Raw genomic sequence first — 22,024 nt, 5'->3', positions numbered from 1 at the left:
CCTCGGCGATGATCTCGACGGAAGCGCTGTCAAAACCGCCAGGATGACAGCACCTTCGTCGAGATCATCGCCGGGCAGGGCCGCACCGGGCCGAAGGCCGCCACGAACACGGGCCACCACCGCCCCACCCGGCCGCGCCGCCCGGACCGCGAGGAACCCGCCGCCCGGGCGGGGACCTGAAGCGGGGTACCAGCCGAGCCGCCTGCCGACCCGGACCGCGAGAGGCCCGCCGGACGGCCGGTTCGGCCGGGGAACCGCCCCGCTCATGCCGTCGCCGCCCATCACAGCGACCACGCACACGCGCCGCACCCGACAGCGCTCCCCGATGGGCCGCCGACCTTCGTCGTCGCCGCCCTCCACCCCACACCCCACCGGCCCGCCGCCCGGCCGGGGACCTGAAGCGGGGTACCAGCCCAGCCGCCCGCCGACCCGGACCGCGAGCGGCCAGACGGACGGCCGGTTCGGCCGGGGAACCGCCCCGCTCTCGCCGTCGCCGCCAACCGCGCCGACCATCCGCGCGCCCGGCGGCCGACAGCGCTGCCGGATGGGTCGCTGACCTTCGTCGTCGCCGCCATCTCGCTCACACTCCGGCGGCCTGCCGCTCGGCCGGGGCGGGGAGTGGGGTACTCGCTCAGCCGCCCGCCGACCCGCACCGCGAGGGACCCGCCGCCCGGCAGGCAGGGCCGAGGGACCGACCCGCTTGTTCCGTCGCCGCCCTCTCCGGTGACCACGCACACGCGCCGCACCCGACGGCGCTGCCGGAAGGGTCGCGGACCTTCCTCGTCGCCGCCCTTGCGGCCTTGCGCTCCGGTGGCTCGTCGGACGGCTGGCGTCGGTGAGCGGGGTACCTGCTCAGCCGCCCTCGTACCAGGACCGCGAGGGGCCCGGCGTCCTGCACCACCGCGGGCCCTGGGGCGGGGTGGGCCCGCCAAGCGAGGGTGACCACCCACCCACGGACGATGGGGATGGAACCGGAACCACACCCCCCAAAAACAGCGCCCAAAGAACTCAGAACCCCCGCCCCTCTACACCACCGAACACGGCGACCACGCACACGCGCCCGGCGGTCGGCGACGCTACCGCGCGTGGGCCGCCGACCGCGGCTCCCTCCTCATCTCCGGGGGACGCCCTGGCCCTGTTGGACCGCCCAGGTGTGGTCGAAGTCCGGGTGGCCCGCGTAGGCCGACGCCAGGTGCTCCAGTGCCTTGCGCCAGGCGTGCAGCGCGCCCCACGAGTCGTCGCTCGCGGGTGCGCCTCGGCCCCCTATGGCGTTCACGCCCGCCTGGTAGGCCCGCACGTACTCGTTCACGATGCGCCGTTTGGCCGCCACGTCCGCGCGTGCGCGCCCGGGGCCGCCGGTGGCGGGGGAGGCGGCGTGCGCGGCCCTCTCGTCCTCGTCCAACCGTGCATAGAGGAACTCGACGATGGTCACGCGACCATGCTCCCTTCACCTGCGGCTGCGCCCTCACGCGTCGTATACCACCCGTGCGGGCGCCCAGGGAGGCCCTCGGCGCGGCCGGACACGGACATGCGGCGGCACCCCCCATGACCGGGCGGGTTCCGCGTGTCCGGGAGGCGATGCTTCAATCCTCGTGTGGACGACGACACCGCCGCAACCGGCACCACCGATGGAGCACCGCTCCGAGATTCCCCGTCCGTGCACGTCCTGCGCGTGTTCACCGGGGCGGGCGGAGGCGGGGGGAACCCCCTCGGGGTCGTGCTCGACGGCCCCGCGGTCCCCGGCCGGGAGGCGCGCCAGGCCCTGGCGGCACGGCTGGGCTTCAGCGAGACCGTGTTCGTCGACGACCCGGACACCGGGCGGGTCGACATCTACACCCCGGGCGTCCGCCTGCCCTTCGCCGGGCACCCGCTGGTGGGCACCGCCTGGCTGCTGCGCCGCACCGGCCGCCCGGTGCGGGAGCTGCGCCCCGAGGCGGGAACCGTGCCCGTGCGGGAGGACGCCGACGGCACCGTGTGGATCCGCGCCCGGCCGGAATGGGCCGCGGGCCGCCGCACCGAGCGGTACCCGTCCGCCGAGGCGCTGGAGGCCCTCCCGGGCCCGCCCGACGGCGAGGGCTGGCTGTACGCCTGGGCCTGGATCGACGAGGCGGAGGGGCTGGTCCGCGCCCGCGGCTTCCCCCGCCGGGGCGACGTCGCCGAGGACGAGGCCACCGGGGCCGCCGCCCTGGTCCTCGCCGGCGAGCTGGCCCGCCCGCTGGACATCCGCCAGGGCCGGGCGTCCCTCATCCGCACCCGCCCGGCCCCGGACGGCGCCATCGATATCGGCGGAGGCGTCGCGGACGAGGGCGGTCGCGCATAGCGAACGGCCCCGGCGGTGCGCCATCGCTCCGCCGGGGCCCACCGCGTTCCGGACGTCAGCCCCAGGCCAGGGCGACGCCTTCGGGGTCCTCCAGCATGGCGCCGACGTCCCGCAGGACCTTCGACCCCAGCTCGCCGTCGACCAGCCGGTGGTCGAAGGACAGGGACAGCGTCGTCACCTTCCGCAGTTTCATCCTCCCCTTGTGCGCCCAGGGCATGTCGCGAATCTGGCCGAACGCCAGGATCGCGGCCTCCCCCGGGTTGAGGATGGGCGTGCCCGCGTCGACGCCGAACACCCCGACGTTGGTGATGGTGATCGTCCCGCCGGTCATGTCCGCCGGGGACGTCCTGCCCGCCCGCGCCGTCTCGGTCAGCGCCTGCAGGTCCCGCGCCAGCTCCGGCAGCGGCTTGGCGTGCGCGTCCTTGACGTTGGGCACCACCAGGCCCCGCTCGGTCGCCGCCGCGATGCCCAGGTTCACGTACTTCTTGAGCACGATCTCCTGCGCCTGCTCGTCCCAGGAGGCGTTGATCTCCGGGTGCCGCCGGACCGCCGTCAGCAGCGCCCGCGCGACCAGCAGCAGCGGCGACACCTTGGTGCCGGCGAACTCCGGCCGCTCGCGCAGCCGCCGCACCGCCTTCATCGTCCTGGTGACGTCCACCTGCAGGAACTCGGTGACGTGCGGGGCGGTGAACGCGCTGCCCACCATCGCCGCGGCGGTGCGCTTGCGCACCCCCTTGACCGGGATCCGCTCCTCCAGCGCCGACCGGTCCACCGCCGGGGCGGCGGGGGCCGGGGCCTCGGGGGCCGCCGACGCCTCCGCGGGGGCGGCGCCCTCGGCGGCGCGCCGCACGTCCTCGCGGGTGACGAGGCCGCCCTCGCCGGTGGGCTCCACCGCCCGCAGGTCCACGCCCAGGTCCTTGGCCAGCTTGCGGACCGGGGGCTTGGTCAGGACGGGGCCCTGCGCCGCCTTCGCCGGTGCGGCCTGCGGCTCCGCGGCCGGCGCGGGTCCGCTCCCGTTCGCGGCGGCCCCCGGGCGGCGCCGCGGGCGCCGCTTGGTGGAGGCGGCCTTCTCGCCGTAGCCGACGAGGGGCTTCTCCTTCTCCTCCCCGGCGTCCGGGGCGGCCTCCGAGGACGCGGACGATCCGCCGTCCCCGCCGTCCCCGCCGCTGCCGTCGTCCACCCGGATGATCGGGCTCCCGACCTCGACCGTGGCCCCCGCCTCGGCCAGCAGCTCGTGCACCGTGCCCGCGTACGGGCTGGGCAGCTCCACCGCGGCCTTGGCGGTCTCGATCTCGCAGATCATCTGGTTGACCTCGACCCGGTCGCCCGGCTGGACGTACCACTGCAGGATCTCGGCGTCGACCAGGCCCTCGCCGACGTCGGGCAGCCGGAACTCCTGAATGCCACTGTGCGCCATGCTCTTCTCCGACTCCCTGCCCTTAGTACGCGAACGCCCGGTCGACCCCGTCCAGCACCCGGTCCAGGTCCGGCAGGTAGTGCTCCTCCAGCCGGGACTGCGGGTAGGGGGTGTCGAAGGCGGCGACCCGGGCCACCGGGGACTCCAGGTGGTAGAAGCACTCCTCGGTGACGCGCGCGGCGATCTCGGCGCCGGGGCCGAGGCTGAGCGGCGCCTCGTGCGCGATGACCAGGCGGCCGGTGCGGCGCACCGACTCGGTCACCGTGTCGTAGTCGACCGGGCTGATCGACCGCAGGTCGATCACCTCGATGGAGTGCTCCTCATCGGCCTCCGCCGCCTGCAGGGCGGTCTTGACCATGGGGCCGTAGGCGAGCAGGGTGGCGTCGGTCCCCGGGCGGGCGACGCGGGCCCGCCCCATCGGCGCCGCGTCCTCCAGCGCCGCGTCGGTGTCGACCTCGGCCTTCTCGTAGTAGCGGCGCTTGGGCTCCAGGAAGACGACGGGGTCCTCGCTGCGGACGGCCTGCTGGATCATCCAGTAGGCGTCCACCGCGTTGGCGACGGTGACCACCCGCAGCCCCGCGGTGTGCGCGAAGTAGGCCTCGGGGGACTCGCTGTGGTGCTCGACCGCGCCGATGCCGCCGCCGTAGGGGATGCGCAGCACGACCGGCACGCTCACCTTGCCCGCCGAGCGGCGGCGCAGCTTCGCGAGCTGGGTGAAGGTCTGGTTGGCGGCGGGGAAGAAGAACCCGTCGAACTGGATCTCGCACACCGGCCGGTAGCCGCGCAGGGCCAGGCCGATGGCGGTGCCGACGATGCCGGACTCGGCCAGGGGGGTGTCGATGACCCGGTCGGCGCCGAAGTCCTTGTGCAGCTGGTCGGTGACCCGGAAGACGCCGCCCAGGCGGCCCACGTCCTCGCCCATGACCAGGACCTTGGGGTCGGTCTCCATGGCGCGGCGCAGCCCCGCGTTGATGGCCTTGCCGATGGTCAGGTTGGTGCTCATCGGTCAGCGACCCCCTTGGGCCCCGGCGTCCTCGAAGGACGCGAGGTAGTCGGCGAAGTCCGCACGCTGGCGGTCGATGTGGACGTTGGGCTCGGCGTAGACCTCGTCGAAGATCTCCAGGGGCCCCGGGTCGGGCAGGGCGCGGCACTCGGTGCGCACCCGCTCGCCGATCCGGTCGGCCTCCTCGTCGACGCCCGCGAAGAACGCCTCGTCGGCCAGGCCCTGCTTCTCCAGGTAGGTCCGCAGCCGCAGGATGGGGTCCTTGCGCTTCCACTCCTCCAGCTCGGCGGAGGCCCGGTAGCGGGTGGGGTCGTCGTTGGTGGTGTGGGCGCCCATCCGGTAGGTGAACGCCTCGATCAGGGTGGGGCCGTTGCCCTCGCGGGCGTTCTGCAGCGCGGCCCGGGTCACCGCCAGGGTGGCCAGCACGTCGTTGCCGTCGACCCGCACGCCGGGGAAGCCGAAGCCGGAGGCGCGCTTGTAGATCGGCACCCGCGACTGGCGGTCCAGCGGCTCGGAGATGGCCCACTGGTTGTTCTGGCAGAAGAACACCACCGGGGCGTTGTTGACGGCGGCGTAGTTGAACGCCTCGTTGGTGTCGCCCTGGCTGGTGGCGCCGTCGCCGAAGTAGGCGATGACCGCCTCGCCGTCGTCGCCGAGGGCGCCGTCCCGCTGGACGCCCATGGCGTAGCCGGTGGCGTGCAGCGCCTGGCTGCCGATGACGATGGTGTAGAGCTGGAATCCGTGCTCGGCGGGGTCCCACCCGCCGTTGGTGACGCCCCGGAACATGCCGAGCAGTTCCTTGGGGGCGATGCCGCGGCACCAGGCGACGCCGTGCTCGCGGTAGGAGGGGAAGGCCATGTCGCCATCGCGCAGCGCGCGGCCGGAGCCGATCTGTGCGGCCTCCTGCCCCAGCAGCGACGCCCACAGGCCCAGTTCGCCCTGCCGCTGCAGGGCCACCGCCTCGGTGTCCACGCGGCGCACCAGCACCAGGTCGCGGTAGAGCGACCGGGCCTGGTCGGCGTCGACCTCCAGCGGGTAGTCGGGGTGCGTCACCAGCTCCCCGTCGGGTGTCAGGAGCTGGACGAGCTCCGGTTCGTCGTGCGCGGTGGTGTCCGACACCTGTCGCTCCTCGGGTACGTCGGGGCCGAGCCGCGTGGGTGGACGCCGCCGGCCGGTCCTCCGCCCGCTCACCCGGGGTAACGGGTCTGTCGGGCGGCCCTGCGCATATCGTGACAGACCTCACCATGCCCAGCGCAAGCCCCGGCGCCACCTTTTCGGCTGCGGGCCCATGATCCCCCAGACCGGGAAAACCGCAACTACCAGGACTTCCTAGGAAGCACAAGGCCGTCCGAAGAAAAATTCGGACCACCGAGCACCTGCCGCCGCACCCCCCGGACACGGCGGCGGCCGGCCCCCGGGGAGTGGGGACCGGCCACGAATGCCGCGGATCCGACTACGGTCGGTGATTTTCGGGGGTGGCGGGGGCCACCGGTGGTCACCGGCTGTGGGAGGCGTAGTCACCGAGCTGCTCGCGGAGCTGGCGGCGGGCGCGGTGCAGCCGCGACATCACCGTGCCGAGCGGCGTGCCCATGCGCGCGGCGACCTCCTTGTAGGAGAAGCCCTCCACGTCGACGAGGTAGACGACCAGGCGGAACTCCTCGGGGAGCGCGGCCAGGGCCGAGCGGATCCCGGAGTCGGGCATGTGGTCGAGCACCTCGGCCTCGGCGGACCGGGCGCCGGTGGAGGTGTGCGCCTCGGCGGCGGCCAGCTGCCAGTCCTTGATCTCGTCGGTGGAGTCCTGGCGCGGCTCGCGCTGCTTCTTGCGGTATCCGTTGATGAAGGTGTTGGTGAGGATGCGGTACAGCCACGCCCGGAGGTTGGTGCCGGCCTTGAACTGGTGGAAGTTGGCGAAGGCCTTGGCGAAGGTCTCCTGCACCAGGTCCTCGGCGTCGGCGGCGTTGCGGGTCATCCGCAGCGCCGTCGGGTAGAGCTGGTCCGCGTACGGGGTCACGGCCTCCGCGAAGTCGAGGGCCTTGTCCTGGTCCTCGGCCTGCGGGGCGGGACGCTCGAGTTCGATGGTCGTCAAAACTCCCCCTCGGGACGACCGGGTGTCCGGTACCGATCGGTACCGAACTGTTAGACGCGCACACTAGCGCCGAATGATGACAGCCACCCGGGTGATGCGCATCACGGATCACCTCTCCGCCTGCGAATCGGGGACATCCGGAGCGGACCTTTACCTTCGCCCGCCCCGATCGGGCCCCCGCGGGGTCCCGCTACCCGGCCGACGCCGCAGGTACCGTACGCTTTTCCTGCTCCCTCGACTCCACTCCCAGACCAGCCGGAGGAACCGTGGCCCGCGTCATCGTCGACGTCATGCTCAAGCCCGAGATCCTGGACCCGCAGGGCCAGGCGATCGTGGGGGCCTGCGGCCGCCTCGGCTTCTCCGGGATCGAGCAGGTCCGCCAGGGCAAGCGCTTCGAGGTGGAGATCGACGGCGAGGCCGACGGGGCCCGCCTGGAGGAGGTCCGCCGCCTGGCCGAGACGCTGCTCGCCAACCCGGTGATCGAGGACTTCGAGCTGCGCGTCGCCGACTGATTCGCGGGGAAAGGGCCCGATGTGCCCGTTTCATCGCCGGGCCCCTCGGGCAGCGGTGACAGTAGCGCCACCGACAACGGGGAACCCAGGACAACCGGCATGGACGTCGACATCTCGTTCGCCCTCCCCAGACAGGCCTCCTCCGTCACCGTGATGCGCTCATGGCTCGCGAACGCGCTGAACACCGCGGGACTCGACGACGAGCGGATCTTCAGGCTCCTCACCGCCGCCTCCGAGGCGTGCGCCAACGCCGTCGAGCACGGCGACCCCGCCCGCGAGTTCCAGGTGCGGGTGCAGACCGACGCCGACCACTGCCGCATCTCCGTCAGCCACCGGGGCCGCGGGTTCGTGCCCAGGCCCCGCCCGCCCGCGCCCGGCGCCGAGTCCGGGCGCGGCCTCCTCCTCATGGACGGGCTCGTCTCCGATGTGCGGGTGAGCACCCCTCCGCCGGGGCGGCAGGGCCGCACGACCGTGCTGCTCACCGAGGACCTCGAACCCGGTGGCACCCCCGGGGGGCGGGACGCGCCCGCCCCCCGGCTACCGGTAACCTCGTGACCAGGTCCCGCCCGCCGCGCGGGCACCGGCCGGTCCGTCCGCCGCGCCGCGAGCCGCGGCGCCTCCACCGACCCATCGGAGAGTGCCCATGACAGCCCGTGTGGGCGTCGTCACCTTCCCCGGATCCCTCGACGACCGGGACGCCGTGCGCGCCGTCCGGATCGCCGGCGCCGAGCCCGTGCCGCTGTGGCACGCCGACGCCGACCTCAAGGGGGTGGACGCGGTGGTGCTGCCGGGCGGCTTCTCCTACGGCGACTACCTGCGCTGCGGCGCCATCGCCCGGTTCGCCCCGGTGATGGGCGAGCTGGTGCCCGCCGCCCGCTCCGGCGCGCTTCCCGTGCTGGGGATCTGCAACGGCTTCCAGGTCCTGTGCGAGAGCCACCTGCTGCCCGGGGCGCTCACCCGCAACCGGTCGCTGCACTTCATCAACCGCGAGCAGCGGCTGCGCGTGGAGTCCGCCGGCACCGCCTGGACGGGCCGCTACACCGCGGGCGAGGAGATCACGGTGGTGCTCAAGAGCGGCGAGGGCCGCTACACCGCCGACGCGGCCACCCTGGACGAGCTGGAGCGCTCCGGCCGGGTGGTGGTGCGCTACACCGGCGGGGCCCCCAACGGGTCGGACCGCGACATCGCCGGGATCGCCAACGAGCACGGCAACGTGGTGGGCCTCATGCCCCACCCCGAGCACGCCGTCGAGGCCCTGACCGGCCCCTCCGAGGACGGGCTGGGCTTCTTCACCTCCGTCCTGGCCCACCTGGCCGGGACCGTGCCGGCCGGGGCCGACCGGTCGGGCTGAACAGGCTGACACGCGAACGCAGGGGGGCGGTCCTTCGATGATGGCGCTGATGCGGTCCCGGCGGACGATGGCCGTCATGGTCGGGCTGGTCATCGTCGCCATGGTGGCCACCGGCGCGGCGGGGCTCTTCAACGCGCTCAACACGCCGCCGCAGGAGGAGCAGCAGCCGCCCGAGGACGCCCCCGCCATGGAGGCGCTGGGCGGATCGCCCTCCACGGTCGGCTACGTCGACCTGGGCCAGCAGTGCCGGTCCGGCCAGGGCGGGCAGCCCGGGGAGTGCTACCGCACCGTCGGCCTGCAGCCCGCCGAGGGCGAGGACCTCGACGGCGACGGCGCCCTGGAGGCCGTGCGCGGGCACCTGCTCGACAACGGGTGGGAGCCGCTGGTCCCGCAGGGCACCGACCCCGAGGAGGTGCCCGCCGGCGAGTTCGTGCTCTCCGACGGTTCCGTGATGGCCATGGCCAGCGCCGTCCCCACGGACGACGCCACACCCGCGGCGGTGGTGCTCGCCCACTACTGACCGCTCCCCGGGCGGCCCCGCCCGCGCACCGCAGCACACCCACCGCGCCCACGACCACCGCAGCGCACCGAACGGAAGATCTCCGCATGTCCCACACCCGTGCCATGGACACCGTGGCCAACGCCGAGACCACGCCGGAAACCCCGCAGCCCTACGCCGAGCTGGGCATGGCCGACGACGAGTACGCGCGCGTCCGGGAGATCCTCGGCCGCCGCCCGACCGCGGCCGAGCTGGCGATCTACTCGGTGATGTGGAGCGAGCACTGCTCCTACAAGAGCTCCCGGGTGCACCTGAAGAAGTTCGGCGAGATGGCCCCCGAGTCCGACGCCCTGCTCGTGGGCATGGGGGAGAACGCGGGCGTGGTGGACGTCGGTGAGGGCCGCGCGGTCACCTTCAAGATCGAGTCGCACAACCACCCCTCCTACGTGGAGCCGCACCAGGGCGCGGCCACCGGCGTCGGCGGGATCGTGCGCGACATCCTCACCATGGGCGCGCGCCCGGTGGCGGTGATGGACGCGCTGCGGTTCGGCCCGGCCGACGCCCCCGACACCCGCCGCGTGCTGCCCGGGGTGGTCTCCGGCATCTCCTTCTACGGCAACTGCCTGGGGCTGCCCAACATCGGCGGCGAACTGGGCTTCGGCCCGGGGTATGCGGCCAACCCGCTGGTGAACGCGCTGTGCGTGGGCGTCATGCGGCACGAGGACATCAAGCTCGCCCAGGCGCCCGGCCCCGGCAACAAGGTGGTGCTGTTCGGCGCCACCACCGGCCCGGACGGCATCGGCGGCGCGTCGGTGCTGGCCAGCGCCACCTTCGACGACGAGAGCCAGGCCAAGCGGCCCAGCGTGCAGGTCGGCGACCCGTTCCTGGAGAAGCTGCTCATCGAGTGCAGCCTGGAGCTGTTCGCCGAGGACCTGGTCGTCGGCATCCAGGACCTGGGCGCGGCCGGGGTGTCGTGCGCCACGACCGAGCTGGCCGCGGGCGGCACCGGGGGCATGCGGATCGAGCTGGACCGCGTGCCGCTGCGCGACTCCACGCTCACGCCCGAAGAGATCCTGATGAGCGAGTCGCAGGAGCGCATGATGGCGGTCGTGGAGCCTTCCAAGCTGGAGGCGTTCCTGGCCACCTGCGGCAAGTGGAACATCGAGGCCGCGGTGATCGGCGAGGTCACCGACGTGTCCGCGGAGGAGGCCGAGCGCGGCGGGCGCCTGGTGATGACGTGGCACGGCGAGACCATCGTCGACCTGCCGCCGCGCACCGCCGCCGACGAGGGGCCGGTCTACCAGCGCCCCTACGCGCGCCCCGCCGAGCAGGACGCGCTGCAGGCCGACACCCCGGACCGGCTGGACCGGCCCAAGGACGCCGAGGGGCTGCGCGAGCAGGTGCTGTCGGTGCTGTCGGCGCCGGGCGTGTGCGACCCGACGTGGGTCACCCAGCAGTACGACTCCTACGTCATGGGGAACACGGTGCTGGGGGCGCCCGCCGACGGCGGCATGATCCGCATCGCCGACGACTCCGACCGGGGCATCGCGCTGGCCACCGACGGCAACGGCCGCTTCACCCGGCTCGACCCCTACACCGGCACCCGCGCCGCCTACGCCGAGGCCTACCGCAACGTGGCCGCGACGGGGGCGCGCCCGATCGCGGTGACCAACTGCCTGAACTACGGCTCGCCGGAGGACCCGGGGGTGATGTGGCAGTTCGCCGAGTCCACCCGCGGCCTGGCCGAGGCCTGCCGGGACATGGGCACCCCGGTCACCGGCGGCAACGTCAGCTTCTACAACCAGACCGGGGACAGCGCCATCGACCCGACGCCGGTGATCGGCGTGCTCGGGGTCATCGGGGACGTGCACGACCGGCTCACCTCGGCGTTCCGCCCCGAGGACGACGGCGCCGCGCTGTACCTGCTCGGCGAGACCCGCGACGAGCTGGGCGGCTCGGCCTGGGCGGGCACGGTCCACGGCCACCTGGGCGGGCTGCCGCCGCGGGTGGACCTGGAGGCCGAGCGGGCCCTGGGCGAGGTGCTGGCCTCGGCCGCCGAGTACGGGGTGGCGGCGGCCGCGCACGACCTGTCCGACGGCGGGCTGGCGGTGGCGCTGGCCGAGTCGTCGATGCGCGGCGGCGCGGGGTGCTCGGTGCGCCTGGAGGGCGGCGTGCGGGACGCGTCCACCGCGCTGTTCAGCGAGTCGACGGCGCGGGCCGTGGTGGCCGTGCGCCCGGACGCCGAGGACGCCTTCCGGGAGCTGTGCTCGCGGCACGGGGTTCCGGCGGCGGCGATCGGCACGGTCGGCGGGGGCTCGCTGGCGGTGGCGTTCGACGGCGGCGGGTTCGAGATCCCCGTCGAGGAGCTGCGCACGGCGCACACCTCCACGCTGCCGGAGATCTTCGACGCCGAGTGACCGCGCTGGGCCCTCGGCGCGCCGCCGCGCCGGGCGTAGCCTGAAAGGTCCCTCCCGGCCGAGGCCGGGATTCGCTTCGGAGGTGCACGATGACCGACGCGGGCGCGGCGCACGGCGGGTACGGGCGGCGCGGCCGCCCCGGCCGGCTCAAGGGCGCCCTGGGCAGCCACGAGCGCCCGGCGAGCGCGCTGGCGTTCCGCCTGGTCCTGGCCTGGTTCGGGGCGGCGGTGATGCTCACCGCGACGGTGCTCGCGGTGGTGTGGGCCCACCACACGCTGCTGGCGGTGGTGTTCGGCGCCGGGTTCCTGGGGACCTGCCTCAACGTCTACTGGGTCCGGCAGCGCCTGCGCCACGAGCGCTGACGCCGGGGCGCCGCCCCCGCGCGCGACTTCCGGTCGCCGACACCGCACGGTCGTCGGCGGCCGTTTTCACGTCCAACGGGCGCGGACACGCCGATCCCACCGCTCCTCACTCTCTCAGGGCGACCGAGAGATTACTTTGGGTAGTGGCCGAAAGGAGGTTCGGGCTCCGTCCCGAACCCGACATCGGACGCTGACCCGACCAAGGAGAACCGACGTGAAGAAGCTTCTCGCCGTAGCGGCGCTCGCCGGCGCCGCGGGGGCCCTGGCCGCCGCCGCGCCCGCCGCCGCCGACGACTACGCGCTGGTCAACGGGGACGTCCTGCCCTGCACCGCGCTGCCCTGGAACTGGGAGGGCCCCGTCAACGTGCTCTCGCCCTCGGGCGAGTACAACGCCTGCCAGAAGGTCGGCGTCACGCACGGCGACTGATCCCCGGACCCCGGGACGACGGCGGGGCAGGGCGGCCGGGCCGCCCTGCCCCTTCGCGTGCCGCCGTCCGCCCCTACGAGCGGGTGGCGATGTTCCTCTTCTTGGCCAGCGGGAGGACGACGGCCAGGAAGATGAGCAGCTCCACGCCCGGGCCGAGCATGATCTCCCAGGAGACCGAGCCCTGGTCGAGCGGGGTGGCGGCCTCGCCCGCGGCGGCGGCCAGCAGGAACCCGCCGACGTTGTGCACCACGTGCAGCCCGATCGCCGCCTCCAGGCCGCCGGTGCGGACGGTCACCCACACCAGGCACAGGCCGAAGAGGAACACCCAGACCATGCCCCAGTCCCGGTAGCCGTGCAGGGACATGAAGATCAGGGAGCTGATGAGCGCCCCGGGCCAGGGGGTGCGCATGAAGGACCCGAAGGCCTGCATCAGCCAGCCGCGGAAGACGTACTCCTCGGCGGCCGCCTGGAACGGGATGAGCACCAGGACCACCGCGGCCGCCGGGAGGAAGGCCGACCACCCGGCCCAGTCCATCTCGAACTCGCCCAGGCCCTGCCCGGAGAGCAGGTAGTAGGCGAGCGAGACCGCCCAGCCCACCAGCATGGCGCCGAGCCCGACCGCGGCGCACAGCGCCATCCAGCCCCAGCGCAGCCCGCCGGTGACCGAGGAGGCCGAGCCCACGGGGCGCCGCTGGATGAACCGGACGGCGAACAGCACCAGCGGGAGGGCCAGTGCCAGGCCGAGCGCCGTGGTGACCAGGGTGAGGAGGGGCATCTCGGTGTACAGCGCCTCGGGGTCGGACATGTCCACGCCGGAGGCGAAGGCCACGATGCCCAGGACGATGCCGAGCCCGAGCGTGAACACGGCGCCGAGGCCCAGGACGAACAGCGTGCCGACGACCGGGCGCCACCACCGGTTCCGGGCGGTGCGGGCGAGCAGGTGGTAGGGCTCCCCGCCGGGGACCGGATCCACCGGAGGAGGCGGCGGGGCGGGGGCCGCAGGGGCCGCCGGGGTGCCGTAGGCGTCCATCGGCCCCCACGCCTGGGCCCCGCCGGGCGGCGTCCCGCCCTCGCCCGGTCCCCGCTCCGTCGGCTCGTTCATGTTCCGTCCCTTCTCGTCGCTCCGCCGCATCCGGTGCGTCCGGTGCGTCCAGATTCCCGCCGTGTGGGGGTGGGCGGGTAGGCGCCACTGTCACCGGCCGGACGTGACGGGCTGCTGTGCGGCGGGGATGACATCCGTCATCCTCGAACATAGGGCACACAACCGGACACCAGGGCGGAGATCCGACCGGCGGCCGCGCACCTGATCCTTCGCGGCCCCGCGCCCCGAGGCCCTTCCCGGCGGGGACCTAGGGTGGCGCCCATGACCGACACCCCCTTCGTCATGGAGATCCCGGCCGGACGCACCCGCCTCGCCCACCCCGCGCTCCTGGAGCTGCGCCCCTCCCTGCCCGACGTGGACGCGTTCACCAGAACCGTCGACGAGGACATGCGCCCCGGCGGCTACCGGCTGGCCGGGGTCTTCGACGCCCCGGACGACCCCGACCGCCCCGCCCGGGCCGTCGCCGGGTTCCGCACCGGCACCTCGCTCGCGTGGGGCCGCTACCTCTACGTGGACGACCTGGTCACCACCGCCGGCGCCCGCGGGACCGGCCTCGGCCGCCTCCTGATGGACTGGGTGCGCTCCGAGGCCCGCGCCCACGGGTGCGAACAGCTCCACCTGGACTCGGGGACCGACCGCCACCCCGCGCACCGCTTCTACCTCTCCTCGGGCATGGTCATCCCCGCGTTCCACTTCACCGAGCACCTGGACACCTGACCCCCTCTGGAATCCTTAGGGCATGTCCTCCTCCCCCGCCCGTAGCGCCGCGTCCCGGGTCGTGATCCGCGACGGCCGCGGCGGCACCGTCGGCTTCGCCGCGCTGGCGGCGATCGTCGCCGCGATCGTCTACGGCCTCTCCTACGGCACGTCCGCCACGCTGCGCCTGCAGGGCGTCACCGCCCTGTGGCAGGACGGGTACCTGTTCCACCGCATCCTGGTCCTCGCGGTGACCGCCGGGCTGGTCTACGCCGCCTACCGGGTGCCGTACCGCCACACCCGCCTGGAGGTCGAGGTCCTGCCCGCCGGGCTCGGGATCACCGAACGGCGGCGCTGGTGGGCACGCGGCGGCAGCGCCGTCCTGGCTTGGGACGACGTCCACGTCATCAGCGCGCGCACGGTGAACTACCGTGCGGGCACCCAAGGCGGGACCGTCCGGCGCCCTGTGCTGGACGTCTACCTCCGCCGCGAGGTCTCCGGGATGCCGAACGCGGCACGCCCCAAGCGCGTCCCCGACGACGAGATCGATGTGGAGGACGTGACGGCGCCCGCCTTCCGGGTCCGTCTCGGCGGCGACCGGAAGGAGTACGCGAAGGCGGTCCGCGAGCTCGCCCCGATGCTGGGCGAGGCCCGCCCCGACCTCTTCCCCCAGGGGCTCCGCGCCGAGCAATGGTTCGTCCCTCCCTCCGCCGACCGGCCGGCGGAGGGTTCCGCCGAAGAGGCCGGTGCGGCCCCCGCCTTCACCGAGACGCCCGGGGCCCCCGACCGTCCCGTGACCGGTCCGCCGGTCACCGTCGACTACCGGGTCCCCGTACTGTCGCAGCTGGGCGTCGTCGCGCTGTCGGCGGCCGTGGTCGCCGGGAGCGGGTACCTGATGTCCAACCCGTTCGGGTGGGGGACCCTCGCCGCCGGGCTCCTCGCACTCGTCCTGGTCGTCCCGTGCATCGGCTGCGCCCTCCTCCTCGGGGGCGCGTTGTGGACGCTCCCCCGCTCCACCTCGCCCCTCGCCGTCCGTGTCGGCGAGGGCGGCCTGGAGTTCGTCCGGAAGAAGCCGATGCACCTACGGGCCACGGTGACGACCGCCATCGAGTGGGAACGCATCCAGGCGATCGTCACGCGCGACCGCTCCGACCGGAACTCGGTCCGGGAGGACCTCAAGACCGAGGTCGTCGACATCTTCCTGCGGGGCGACGACCCAGTGTCCAGGTCGGGCGTGCCCGGGGCCGGACTCAAGCTGACCGGCGGGGCACAGCAGAAGCCGGACTCGGCCGCCGTGGCGGAGCGGGTCGACTTCCCCGCCTACCGGCTGCGGATGCTCTCCCCCACTGGTCCCCCGCGGAGCGGGCCGCCGCTGCGCGAGGCGCTCACGGGGAACGGCCCTCGGCCGGACCGAGTCCCGGCCACGCAGCTCCGCGCCGCGCTGTACGCCTTCCGCCCCGACCTGTGCCACGGCTTCCGCGACCTGTGGACCGGAACCGGAGAGGGGCATCCGGGCCGGTAGGGCCGGCCCACGCCCTCCGTCCGCAGGGACCGACGCCACGCACCACCACCACGCTGTGCCTTTCGAGGGTGGTCGAAAACCGTTGTCCTGGGCTTCCTCCCATTGGGAACCTTCTTGGCGGTGCGCCCGGAATCCGCCCTCTGCCCGCTTTCCGCGCGCCACCGACGTGGAACGCGACCCGTAAAGGACCCGATGTACGGCCCCATCGCCCACAGCCCTCACCACGCGTCCCCTCAGACCGTGCCCCTCGGACGGGCCAAGCCGAGGCGCAGCAACTTCGCCGTCTTCGTCGTCATGTTCACACTGTGGATTACTGCCCAACTGCTAGAAGCCCAGGACGACCCTGGCGCCAGGGCTGCACTGGCGGCTCCCTGGCAGGCGCCGCTCCCCGCGTTCCTCGCCCTCGCCTGCCTGGGACTCATAGCGGGCGGCATGGTGGTGGCCTCCGTGGCGGCCCTTCCGAGCGTGCTCGCGCGCTGCTCCGTCACCGTCGGCCCCGTCGGCCTGGAGATCACCGAGCACACGAAGCTATGGCGGCGGGGCCGAACCACACGAGTGCCCTGGGAGGCGGTCCGCCTCGCCGTGTCCCGTGAAGCCCCCTTCCGCGCGGGCCGGTACTCCACCGGCATGCGTCCCGTCTTCGAACTCTTCGTCGACCGGCCTTTCGAGAACCTGCCGGACTTCGCCGCCTGCCGAGAGGCGGGAGTGGGCGACTCGCGCGATCCGTACGGCCGTCCGGTGGCCCCCTACCTGCTGCGCATCGGGGCCATCAGCGCGAGCCGGATCGGCGGCGTGCGGCACGTCGCCGACCTCGCGGCCCACTACCGGCGGGACCTGTTCCACCCGGCCCCGGGGACGACCGTGGGCGAGTCGGACATATGGCTGGTCAAGGGGTGGCTCGTCGAGGCGTTGTTCCTGATCGGCGCGCTGATCCTCGGCATGGTGGCGACGGGCGTCTTCCACGCGTCGGTATGACGGTGCCCACCGGGCGCCCCCTCCGCGAACGCCGAGACCGCCGTGAAGGATCCCGTGCACCACACCCACCCGACGCCGTCACGACGGCGGCCTCGCCGCCGGGCCGCCGTCAGGATCCTGACCGTCCTGTTCTTCGCGGCGGGCTGACGGGGCCGCAGGCTCCGAAGGCCGGGCCACCGGAACCGAAACACCGGATATTCGGTCACATAAAGGATGAATCACCGCGGGCCCGACGCGCGGCCCGCCCACACCGAGGAGAACGCCCCATGATCACGGCCGCCCGCGTCATCCTGCACATCCTGCAGGGCATCTGCCTGGCATTCGCCGTTCTCGGCACCATCGCCATCATCATCGCCAGCGACGACCCGGGCCCCAACGACCACCTGATGATCGGGTCGTTCACGATGCTGGGCATCCTCGCGATCGCGTTCTCCCCCACCCTGTGGTCGATCCCGCCCGTGAAGCAGAAGCGCAAGCAGGACGCCCCCGCGCCGCAGATGCCGCCCCGGCAGCAGCACCACAACGCCCCCGTTCCGCCGCAGGGCCCCTACGGCGGCCGGGGGTGACCGCCGCGCGCTCCTCCGCGCGCCCCTCCGTGCGCACCCCGGGCGCCCGCCTTCCTGGGCGTTTCCATGACCGTCGAAACACCTTGCCGCACCCCGCTCGCCTGCGGGCATCATGGGGACCGCACCGAGGACGCCTCCGTCGTCCATCCCCTCCTCTCCGCACGGCGGGGGCGCCCCCTCGGTACCACCGCGCCGGCGTGCCGATCGATCCCCCCAGATCCGGCGCGCTTCCGGACGGCCGGGGGCCGCTCGCCCCCGGCCGTCGCCTCGAACACCTGCGGAAATACACTTCGCCCCATGTCCGACGACCGGATCAAGCGCCTCGCGCGCGAACAACGGACCGCGTACCTGTCGCACAAGAAGGCGCCCGACGACCGCCCCTTGCGCCCGTATCCCCTCCACAAACCGCACCGCAGGCGGAGGATGCTGGGCGCCGGCGTCGTGCTCGCCCTGCTCATCGTGGTCTTCGGAGGCATCACCATCGCCGACCGGATCGTCGACCCCGTCGTACCGCTCGAAGGCGCGCCGGACGCCCCCGGCCCCGCCTGGGACCGGCGGGTGACCCTCGACGACACCGACCCCGCGGGCGACGGCAGGGGGATGCCGAACGCCGCCGCGCTCTGGTCGGGCGGCGACGGGACGGCGGTGCTCGCCTCCCCCGCCGGAGTGGCCGCCCACGACATCGCGGAGGGCGAGGAGGCCTGGTCGTTCACCCCCGAAGGCGGGCACCTGTGCGCCGCTGCCGAGAAGGCCGCCGGGGACGACGGCGGCACCGGGGTGGTGGTCGTCGGCCGTGAGGAGGCGGCCGACGAGGACGAGGGCGGCTCCGGGGACGGCACCATCGGTCCTCGGATCGTCTGCGACACCGTCGTCGCACTCGACCTGGAGAGCGGTGAGGAGCGGTGGCGCTTCACCCCGTCGGACATCGGCGACGCCGAGGACCTGGGGCCCGGGGCGGTGCACATCTGGGCGGACGGCGCCCGCACCGTCGCCGCCTGGGGACCGTTCACCGTCGGCATCGACGCCGGTTCCGGAGAGGAGCTGTGGAGCGCCCCCGAACTCGACCTCCCCGAGGAGGCCTGCGCGTTCACCCCGTCCGCGTTCTCCGCCGACGGCCAGGGCGGGGCGGCGCTGCTGGGCGAATGCGGCTCCGACTCCACCCGCAGGCTCACGACCGTGCTGGACACCGGCACCGGGGAGACGTCCCGGACCCGCGCCCTCCCCTCCGCCTCCGGTGTGGTGGGGCCGCATTACACGCTCGTGTCCGCCGACCCGGTGGCCGTGCTCTCCTCCCCCGGCCTCGACCTCCTTCCCGAGGACGACGAACCGCAGGACGAACTGTTCACGGCCGACGGCGACGACTGGAGGATCACGCGCACCGCGGGGGAGTCCGGGTTCGGGCCGGCGAAGTCGGAGTGGTCACTGGACTCCGACACCACGTTCGCGACCCGCGACGGGGTCCTCTACGCCACGCCGGGCGGCACCGGCGGATGGGCCCGTGTCGTCGCCCTGGACCTGGCCACGGGACGGACCCTGTGGGACCGCCGCCTGTCCGTCCGCGACCTGCACATCACCGGCTTCTCCGGGGACCGGCTGCTGGCCGCCGCCGCGATCGAGGGCGACGAAGACGAAGGGGAGGACGCCGAGGTGACCACGCGGCTGCTGGATCTGCCCACCGACGGCGAGGGGCCCGCCCAGGTGCTCGCCGCCGACCTGCCCGAGCTGCCCTCGCCCGCGTCTTCGGGCGGGCCGTGGGCGGTCGCCGTCGGCGGCGGATACGCCGTCGGCACCGCGCCCAGGGACCCGGACCGCGACGGCTCCGTTTTCGTGGTCGCCGCGCACTGAGAACCGGAACCTCCCAGCGCACAGCCGCGTCAGACCCCCGCAAGGGCGCCTCCCCAGCGCCCCTCGAATCTCCCGGAAGAGCACATCCCCATGGCCGACGAGGATCGGATCAAGAAGCTCGCGCGCGAGGCGCGGCGCAAGGCCCGCCAGAGCACCGGAGGCGGCAGCGGCAGCGGTTCGAACATCCCCCGCGACGAGTGGGGCGTCCCCCTCGACTCCAAGCACGTCCGCTCCGGCCTCTACGCGCGCGAATCCCGTCTGGCCCGGGTCGCCGAAGGGCCCAAGCGCAAGGACTTCAAGCGCCTCTTCACCCTCAAGCGCCTTCCCATCCTCGCCGGAGGACTCGCGGTGTCGGTGTTCGTCTCCTACTACTGGGGGAGCCAGAACATCACGGCGATCTTCGACCCGCCCATGAAGACCGAAGGGGAGTCCACCGCCGCCGTCCCCGTCTGGGAGGCCCCGGCCGACGACGTCTACCGGCCGGGCGGGTCCACCACCGACTTCGACGAGGTCTTCGCCCTGTGGCCGGGCGGCGGCGGTGCCGTGCGCGCCGACCGGGCGGGCGTGACCGCCTACGGCGTCGAGGACGGCTCGGCCTCCTGGCGCTTCACCGAGGGCGAGGGGCTGTGCGCCGCCGCCGAAGACCCCGCCGGGGAGGACGGCGGCCTCGCACTGGTGATCGTCGAGCGCGAGGGCGGCTCCGGGGACGACGGCGCGCTGTGCGACACCCTGGTGGCGCTCGACCTGGACACCGGCGAGGAGCGGTGGCGGTGGGAGGTGCCCGAGCTGAACGGGGTCGAGGGCATCCCCGGCCAGGACGTGCGCGTGTGGGCCGACGGGCCGAGGGCGCTGGCCGCCTGGGGGCCGCTGCTGGTCGGGGTGGACGCCGCCGACGGCGGGACGCTGTGGGCCGAGGCGGAGATCCACGGCCCCGGCGAGGACTGCGTCTCGTACCGCAACGACGTGATGACCGAGGGCGGGAGCGCGGCGGTGGCGGGGAGCTGTGAGACCCCCGACGGCACGACCACGCCGTTCGCCGCGGTGCTGGACACCGCGACCGGGGAGGTGTCCGGGGTACGGGCCTTCCCCACGGACATGTCCATCGACTTCCTGAGCTCGATCAGCGTCGTCAGCACGGACCCCCTGGCCGTGGTGCACTCCTCGCTGTCGTCGCTGCTGTCGGGCGAGGACGAGGAGTCGACCATCGGCTCGGAGCTGCTGATCGCCGACGGCGGGGACGGGTGGAAGCGCATCGACGCCACCCAGGAGTCCGGGTACGGGGCGGCCAGCGAGGAGTGGCGGCTGGGCGACTCCGAAACGGCGTTGGCGACGCACGACGGGGTGCTGTACGCGTCCCCCGGGAACTGGTCGGCCGACGAGCGGATGCTGGCGATCGACCTGGAGGCCGGGGAGATCCTGTGGAACCGCCGGGTCGACGATCACGCGGTGCAGGTGGTCGGCGCGGACGAGGACGGCGTGCTGGCGGTGGCCGAGTACGGCGACAGGGGTGAGCGGGAGACGCGCGTGCTGCGCATGCCCCTGAACGGAGAGGGGCGGGCCCAGGTGCTCGCGACGGGCCTGCCCGAGCAGGGGTTCAGGGCCAACGGCGTGGTGCAGGCGGTGGAGATCGACGGCGGGTACGCCGTCGGCGCGCCGACCGACCCCTACGACACCGGGCCGGTGGTCCCCCTGGCCGCGGCCCGGTGAGCCCGTCGGCCTCCCGTGGAGTGCCGACCCGCCGCCGCACAGACCTCCCCCAGCGAGCACTGATCACCGAGGAGCAACACACGTGAACATCGCCCTGCGCATCATCCTGCACGTCCTGCAGGTCGTCTGCCTGCTGATCGCCGCGGTCGGGGGCATCGCCATGCTCGCCTTCGCCCTGAGCGGCGAGGAGATGGTGAGCGAGGACCTGCTCATCTCGAACACGTTCATCGTCTTCGCGCTGCTGGGCATCGCGTTCGCGCCGTCGAAGTGGACGCTGAAGCGCAACGACGCCGACGCGGGGAAGAAGGCGGCGGCCCCGGCCCCGCACCAGCCGCACGGTGCCCCCGCCCCGCAGGCCCAGCCGGGCCCGTACCCGCCCCACCCGAGCCAGCACGCGGGGCGGTAGTGGCTAATAAGGCGCTGACCCGGGGAACCGGGTTCACAGCGGAAGGCCGTATCGAGGCGTCCCGAGATCACCACCACGGCTGACGGGAGGGACCAGAGGGCCGACGGGGTGCGGCGAGGAGCGCGGCGACGAGGACAGGTCGGCGGCCCATCGGGTAGCGCTGTCGGCCCCAGCGCGTGTGCGTGGTCGCCGTCGATGGCAGCGACGGCAACAGCCGGGCGCTTCCCCGGCCCCACCAGGCGAGCGCGGGCCCCTCGCGTTCCGGGCCAGCGGGCGGCTGGGCTGGTACCCCACTTCAGGGCCCCAGCCGGGAGGCGGGCCGCCGGAGTGCGGGCGAGGAGAGCGGCAACGAGGACAGGTCAGCGGCCCGCGCGGCAGCGCAGTCGGCCGCAGCGCGTGCGGGCGGTCGCCAGTGATGGCGGCGACGGCGACAGCCGGGCGCTTCCCCGGCCCTGCCAGCCGTCCGCCGCGCCCCTCGCGGTCCGGGTCAGCGGGCGGCTGGGCTGGTACCCCGCTTCAGGGCCCCAGCCGGGCGGCGGGCCGCCGGAGTGCGGCGAGGAGCGCGGCAACGAGAAAAGGTCGGCGGCCCTCCCCGCAGCGCCGTCGGCCGCAGCGCGTGCGGGCGGTCGCCGTCGATGGCAGCGACGGAGTGAGCGGGGCGGTTCCCCGGCCCTGCCAGCCGTCCGCCGGGCCCCTCGCGGTTTGGGAGGGCGGCGCGACCGGGTGGGCGGGTGGCCGCCTGTGTTCATGGCGGCCGTCGGCCCGGTGCCCCCTGCCCGGCGATGATCTCGGGGAAAACGACGCTACCGGG

General features: G+C 74.0%; 21 protein-coding genes. 15 read left to right on the top strand and 6 right to left on the bottom strand.

Translation table 11 applies throughout. The features are described from left to right. Positions 1 to 1,111: 1,111 nt before the first annotated feature. Positions 1,112 to 1,432 (bottom strand): DUF6221 family protein, encoded by a 321-nt coding sequence (locus O4J56_RS27010; RefSeq protein ID WP_270689696.1) that lies wholly within the window; start codon positions 1,430 to 1,432, stop codon positions 1,112 to 1,114. 162 nt (positions 1,433 to 1,594) lie between these two features. Between O4J56_RS27010 and O4J56_RS27005 the strand changes: the two genes are divergently transcribed. Further along, complete coding sequence (locus O4J56_RS27005; RefSeq protein WP_270689695.1) at positions 1,595 to 2,320, top strand: PhzF family phenazine biosynthesis protein; 726 nt, start codon at positions 1,595 to 1,597, stop codon at positions 2,318 to 2,320. Between the two features lie 55 nt (positions 2,321 to 2,375). Here the strand turns inward: O4J56_RS27005 and O4J56_RS27000 are convergent, their stop codons facing one another. The 4 genes from O4J56_RS27000 to O4J56_RS26985 all read right to left on the bottom strand — a co-directional run bounded on the left by O4J56_RS27000 (position 2,376) and on the right by O4J56_RS26985 (position 6,826). Continuing rightward, positions 2,376 to 3,737, bottom strand: a complete 1,362-nt coding sequence (locus tag O4J56_RS27000; RefSeq protein WP_270689693.1) for a dihydrolipoamide acetyltransferase family protein — start codon at positions 3,735 to 3,737, stop codon at positions 2,376 to 2,378. 22 nt (positions 3,738 to 3,759) lie between these two features. After that, positions 3,760 to 4,740 (bottom strand): alpha-ketoacid dehydrogenase subunit beta, encoded by a 981-nt coding sequence (locus O4J56_RS26995; protein WP_270689691.1) that lies wholly within the window; start codon positions 4,738 to 4,740, stop codon positions 3,760 to 3,762. Between the two features lie 3 nt (positions 4,741 to 4,743). Next, on the bottom strand, positions 4,744 to 5,859 hold the full coding sequence (gene pdhA, locus O4J56_RS26990; RefSeq protein WP_270689690.1) for a pyruvate dehydrogenase (acetyl-transferring) E1 component subunit alpha: 1,116 nt from the start codon (positions 5,857 to 5,859) through the stop codon (positions 4,744 to 4,746). 376 nt (positions 5,860 to 6,235) lie between these two features. Next, positions 6,236 to 6,826 (bottom strand): sigma-70 family RNA polymerase sigma factor, encoded by a 591-nt coding sequence (locus tag O4J56_RS26985; RefSeq protein ID WP_270689688.1) that lies wholly within the window; start codon positions 6,824 to 6,826, stop codon positions 6,236 to 6,238. A gap of 266 nt (positions 6,827 to 7,092) precedes the next feature. Between O4J56_RS26985 and purS the strand changes: the two genes are divergently transcribed. From purS to O4J56_RS26950, 7 genes are all read left to right on the top strand, one after another. After that, positions 7,093 to 7,338 carry a phosphoribosylformylglycinamidine synthase subunit PurS gene (gene purS, locus O4J56_RS26980; protein WP_270689686.1) on the top strand — a complete coding sequence of 82 codons (246 nt, stop codon included), beginning with the start codon at positions 7,093 to 7,095 and terminating at the stop codon, positions 7,336 to 7,338. 99 nt (positions 7,339 to 7,437) lie between these two features. After that, complete coding sequence (locus tag O4J56_RS26975) at positions 7,438 to 7,893, top strand: ATP-binding protein (protein WP_270689684.1); 456 nt, start codon at positions 7,438 to 7,440, stop codon at positions 7,891 to 7,893. A gap of 88 nt (positions 7,894 to 7,981) precedes the next feature. Continuing rightward, positions 7,982 to 8,689 carry a phosphoribosylformylglycinamidine synthase subunit PurQ gene (gene purQ / locus O4J56_RS26970; RefSeq protein ID WP_270689682.1) on the top strand — a complete coding sequence of 236 codons (708 nt, stop codon included), beginning with the start codon at positions 7,982 to 7,984 and terminating at the stop codon, positions 8,687 to 8,689. Between the two features lie 49 nt (positions 8,690 to 8,738). After that, a complete protein-coding gene (locus tag O4J56_RS26965; RefSeq protein ID WP_270689681.1) occupies positions 8,739 to 9,209 on the top strand; it encodes a hypothetical protein in 471 nt (156 codons plus the stop codon). Positions 9,210 to 9,295: 86 nt separating this feature from the next. After that, positions 9,296 to 11,605, top strand: a complete 2,310-nt coding sequence (purL, locus tag O4J56_RS26960) for a phosphoribosylformylglycinamidine synthase subunit PurL (protein ID WP_270689679.1) — start codon at positions 9,296 to 9,298, stop codon at positions 11,603 to 11,605. An 89-nt stretch (positions 11,606 to 11,694) separates the two neighbouring features. Further along, positions 11,695 to 11,967, top strand: coding sequence for a hypothetical protein (locus O4J56_RS26955; RefSeq protein ID WP_270689677.1), 273 nt, complete (start codon positions 11,695 to 11,697; stop codon positions 11,965 to 11,967). Between the two features lie 214 nt (positions 11,968 to 12,181). Then, positions 12,182 to 12,394, top strand: coding sequence for a hypothetical protein (locus O4J56_RS26950; protein WP_270689675.1), 213 nt, complete (start codon positions 12,182 to 12,184; stop codon positions 12,392 to 12,394). 73 nt (positions 12,395 to 12,467) lie between these two features. Here O4J56_RS26950 and O4J56_RS26945 read toward each other — a convergent pair whose 3' ends face one another. Then, the gene (locus O4J56_RS26945; protein WP_270689674.1) at positions 12,468 to 13,496 is read right to left on the bottom strand and encodes a CPBP family intramembrane glutamic endopeptidase; all 1,029 of its coding nucleotides are present in this window, start codon (positions 13,494 to 13,496) and stop codon (positions 12,468 to 12,470) included. Between the two features lie 261 nt (positions 13,497 to 13,757). Between O4J56_RS26945 and O4J56_RS26940 the strand changes: the two genes are divergently transcribed. The 7 genes from O4J56_RS26940 (at position 13,758) to O4J56_RS26910 (ending at position 21,213) form a co-directional block, all read left to right on the top strand. After that, positions 13,758 to 14,213: a GNAT family N-acetyltransferase gene (locus O4J56_RS26940; RefSeq protein WP_270689672.1), complete on the top strand. Its 456-nt coding sequence runs from the start codon at positions 13,758 to 13,760 to the stop codon at positions 14,211 to 14,213. A gap of 22 nt (positions 14,214 to 14,235) precedes the next feature. Continuing rightward, positions 14,236 to 15,714 (top strand): hypothetical protein, encoded by a 1,479-nt coding sequence (locus tag O4J56_RS26935; RefSeq protein WP_270689670.1) that lies wholly within the window; start codon positions 14,236 to 14,238, stop codon positions 15,712 to 15,714. 240 nt (positions 15,715 to 15,954) lie between these two features. Beyond that, a complete protein-coding gene (locus O4J56_RS26930) occupies positions 15,955 to 16,689 on the top strand; it encodes a hypothetical protein (protein ID WP_270689669.1) in 735 nt (244 codons plus the stop codon). A 266-nt stretch (positions 16,690 to 16,955) separates the two neighbouring features. After that, complete coding sequence (locus O4J56_RS26925; RefSeq protein ID WP_270689667.1) at positions 16,956 to 17,255, top strand: hypothetical protein; 300 nt, start codon at positions 16,956 to 16,958, stop codon at positions 17,253 to 17,255. A gap of 297 nt (positions 17,256 to 17,552) precedes the next feature. After that, positions 17,553 to 19,100 carry a hypothetical protein gene (locus tag O4J56_RS26920; RefSeq protein WP_270689666.1) on the top strand — a complete coding sequence of 516 codons (1,548 nt, stop codon included), beginning with the start codon at positions 17,553 to 17,555 and terminating at the stop codon, positions 19,098 to 19,100. A gap of 90 nt (positions 19,101 to 19,190) precedes the next feature. Continuing rightward, positions 19,191 to 20,807: an outer membrane protein assembly factor BamB family protein gene (locus O4J56_RS26915; RefSeq protein WP_270689665.1), complete on the top strand. Its 1,617-nt coding sequence runs from the start codon at positions 19,191 to 19,193 to the stop codon at positions 20,805 to 20,807. Between the two features lie 82 nt (positions 20,808 to 20,889). Next, entirely contained in the window at positions 20,890 to 21,213 is a 324-nt protein-coding gene (locus tag O4J56_RS26910; protein ID WP_270689663.1) for a hypothetical protein, read from the top strand. Positions 21,214 to 22,024 lie beyond the last annotated feature (811 nt).

The organism is Nocardiopsis endophytica, assembly GCF_027706725.1.
GTDB classification, from domain to species: Bacteria; Actinomycetota; Actinomycetes; order Streptosporangiales; family Streptosporangiaceae; genus Nocardiopsis_A; species Nocardiopsis_A endophytica.
The sequence above is the reverse complement of the archived record's forward strand: the minus strand, read 5'-3'. Positions and strand labels throughout refer to the sequence as shown.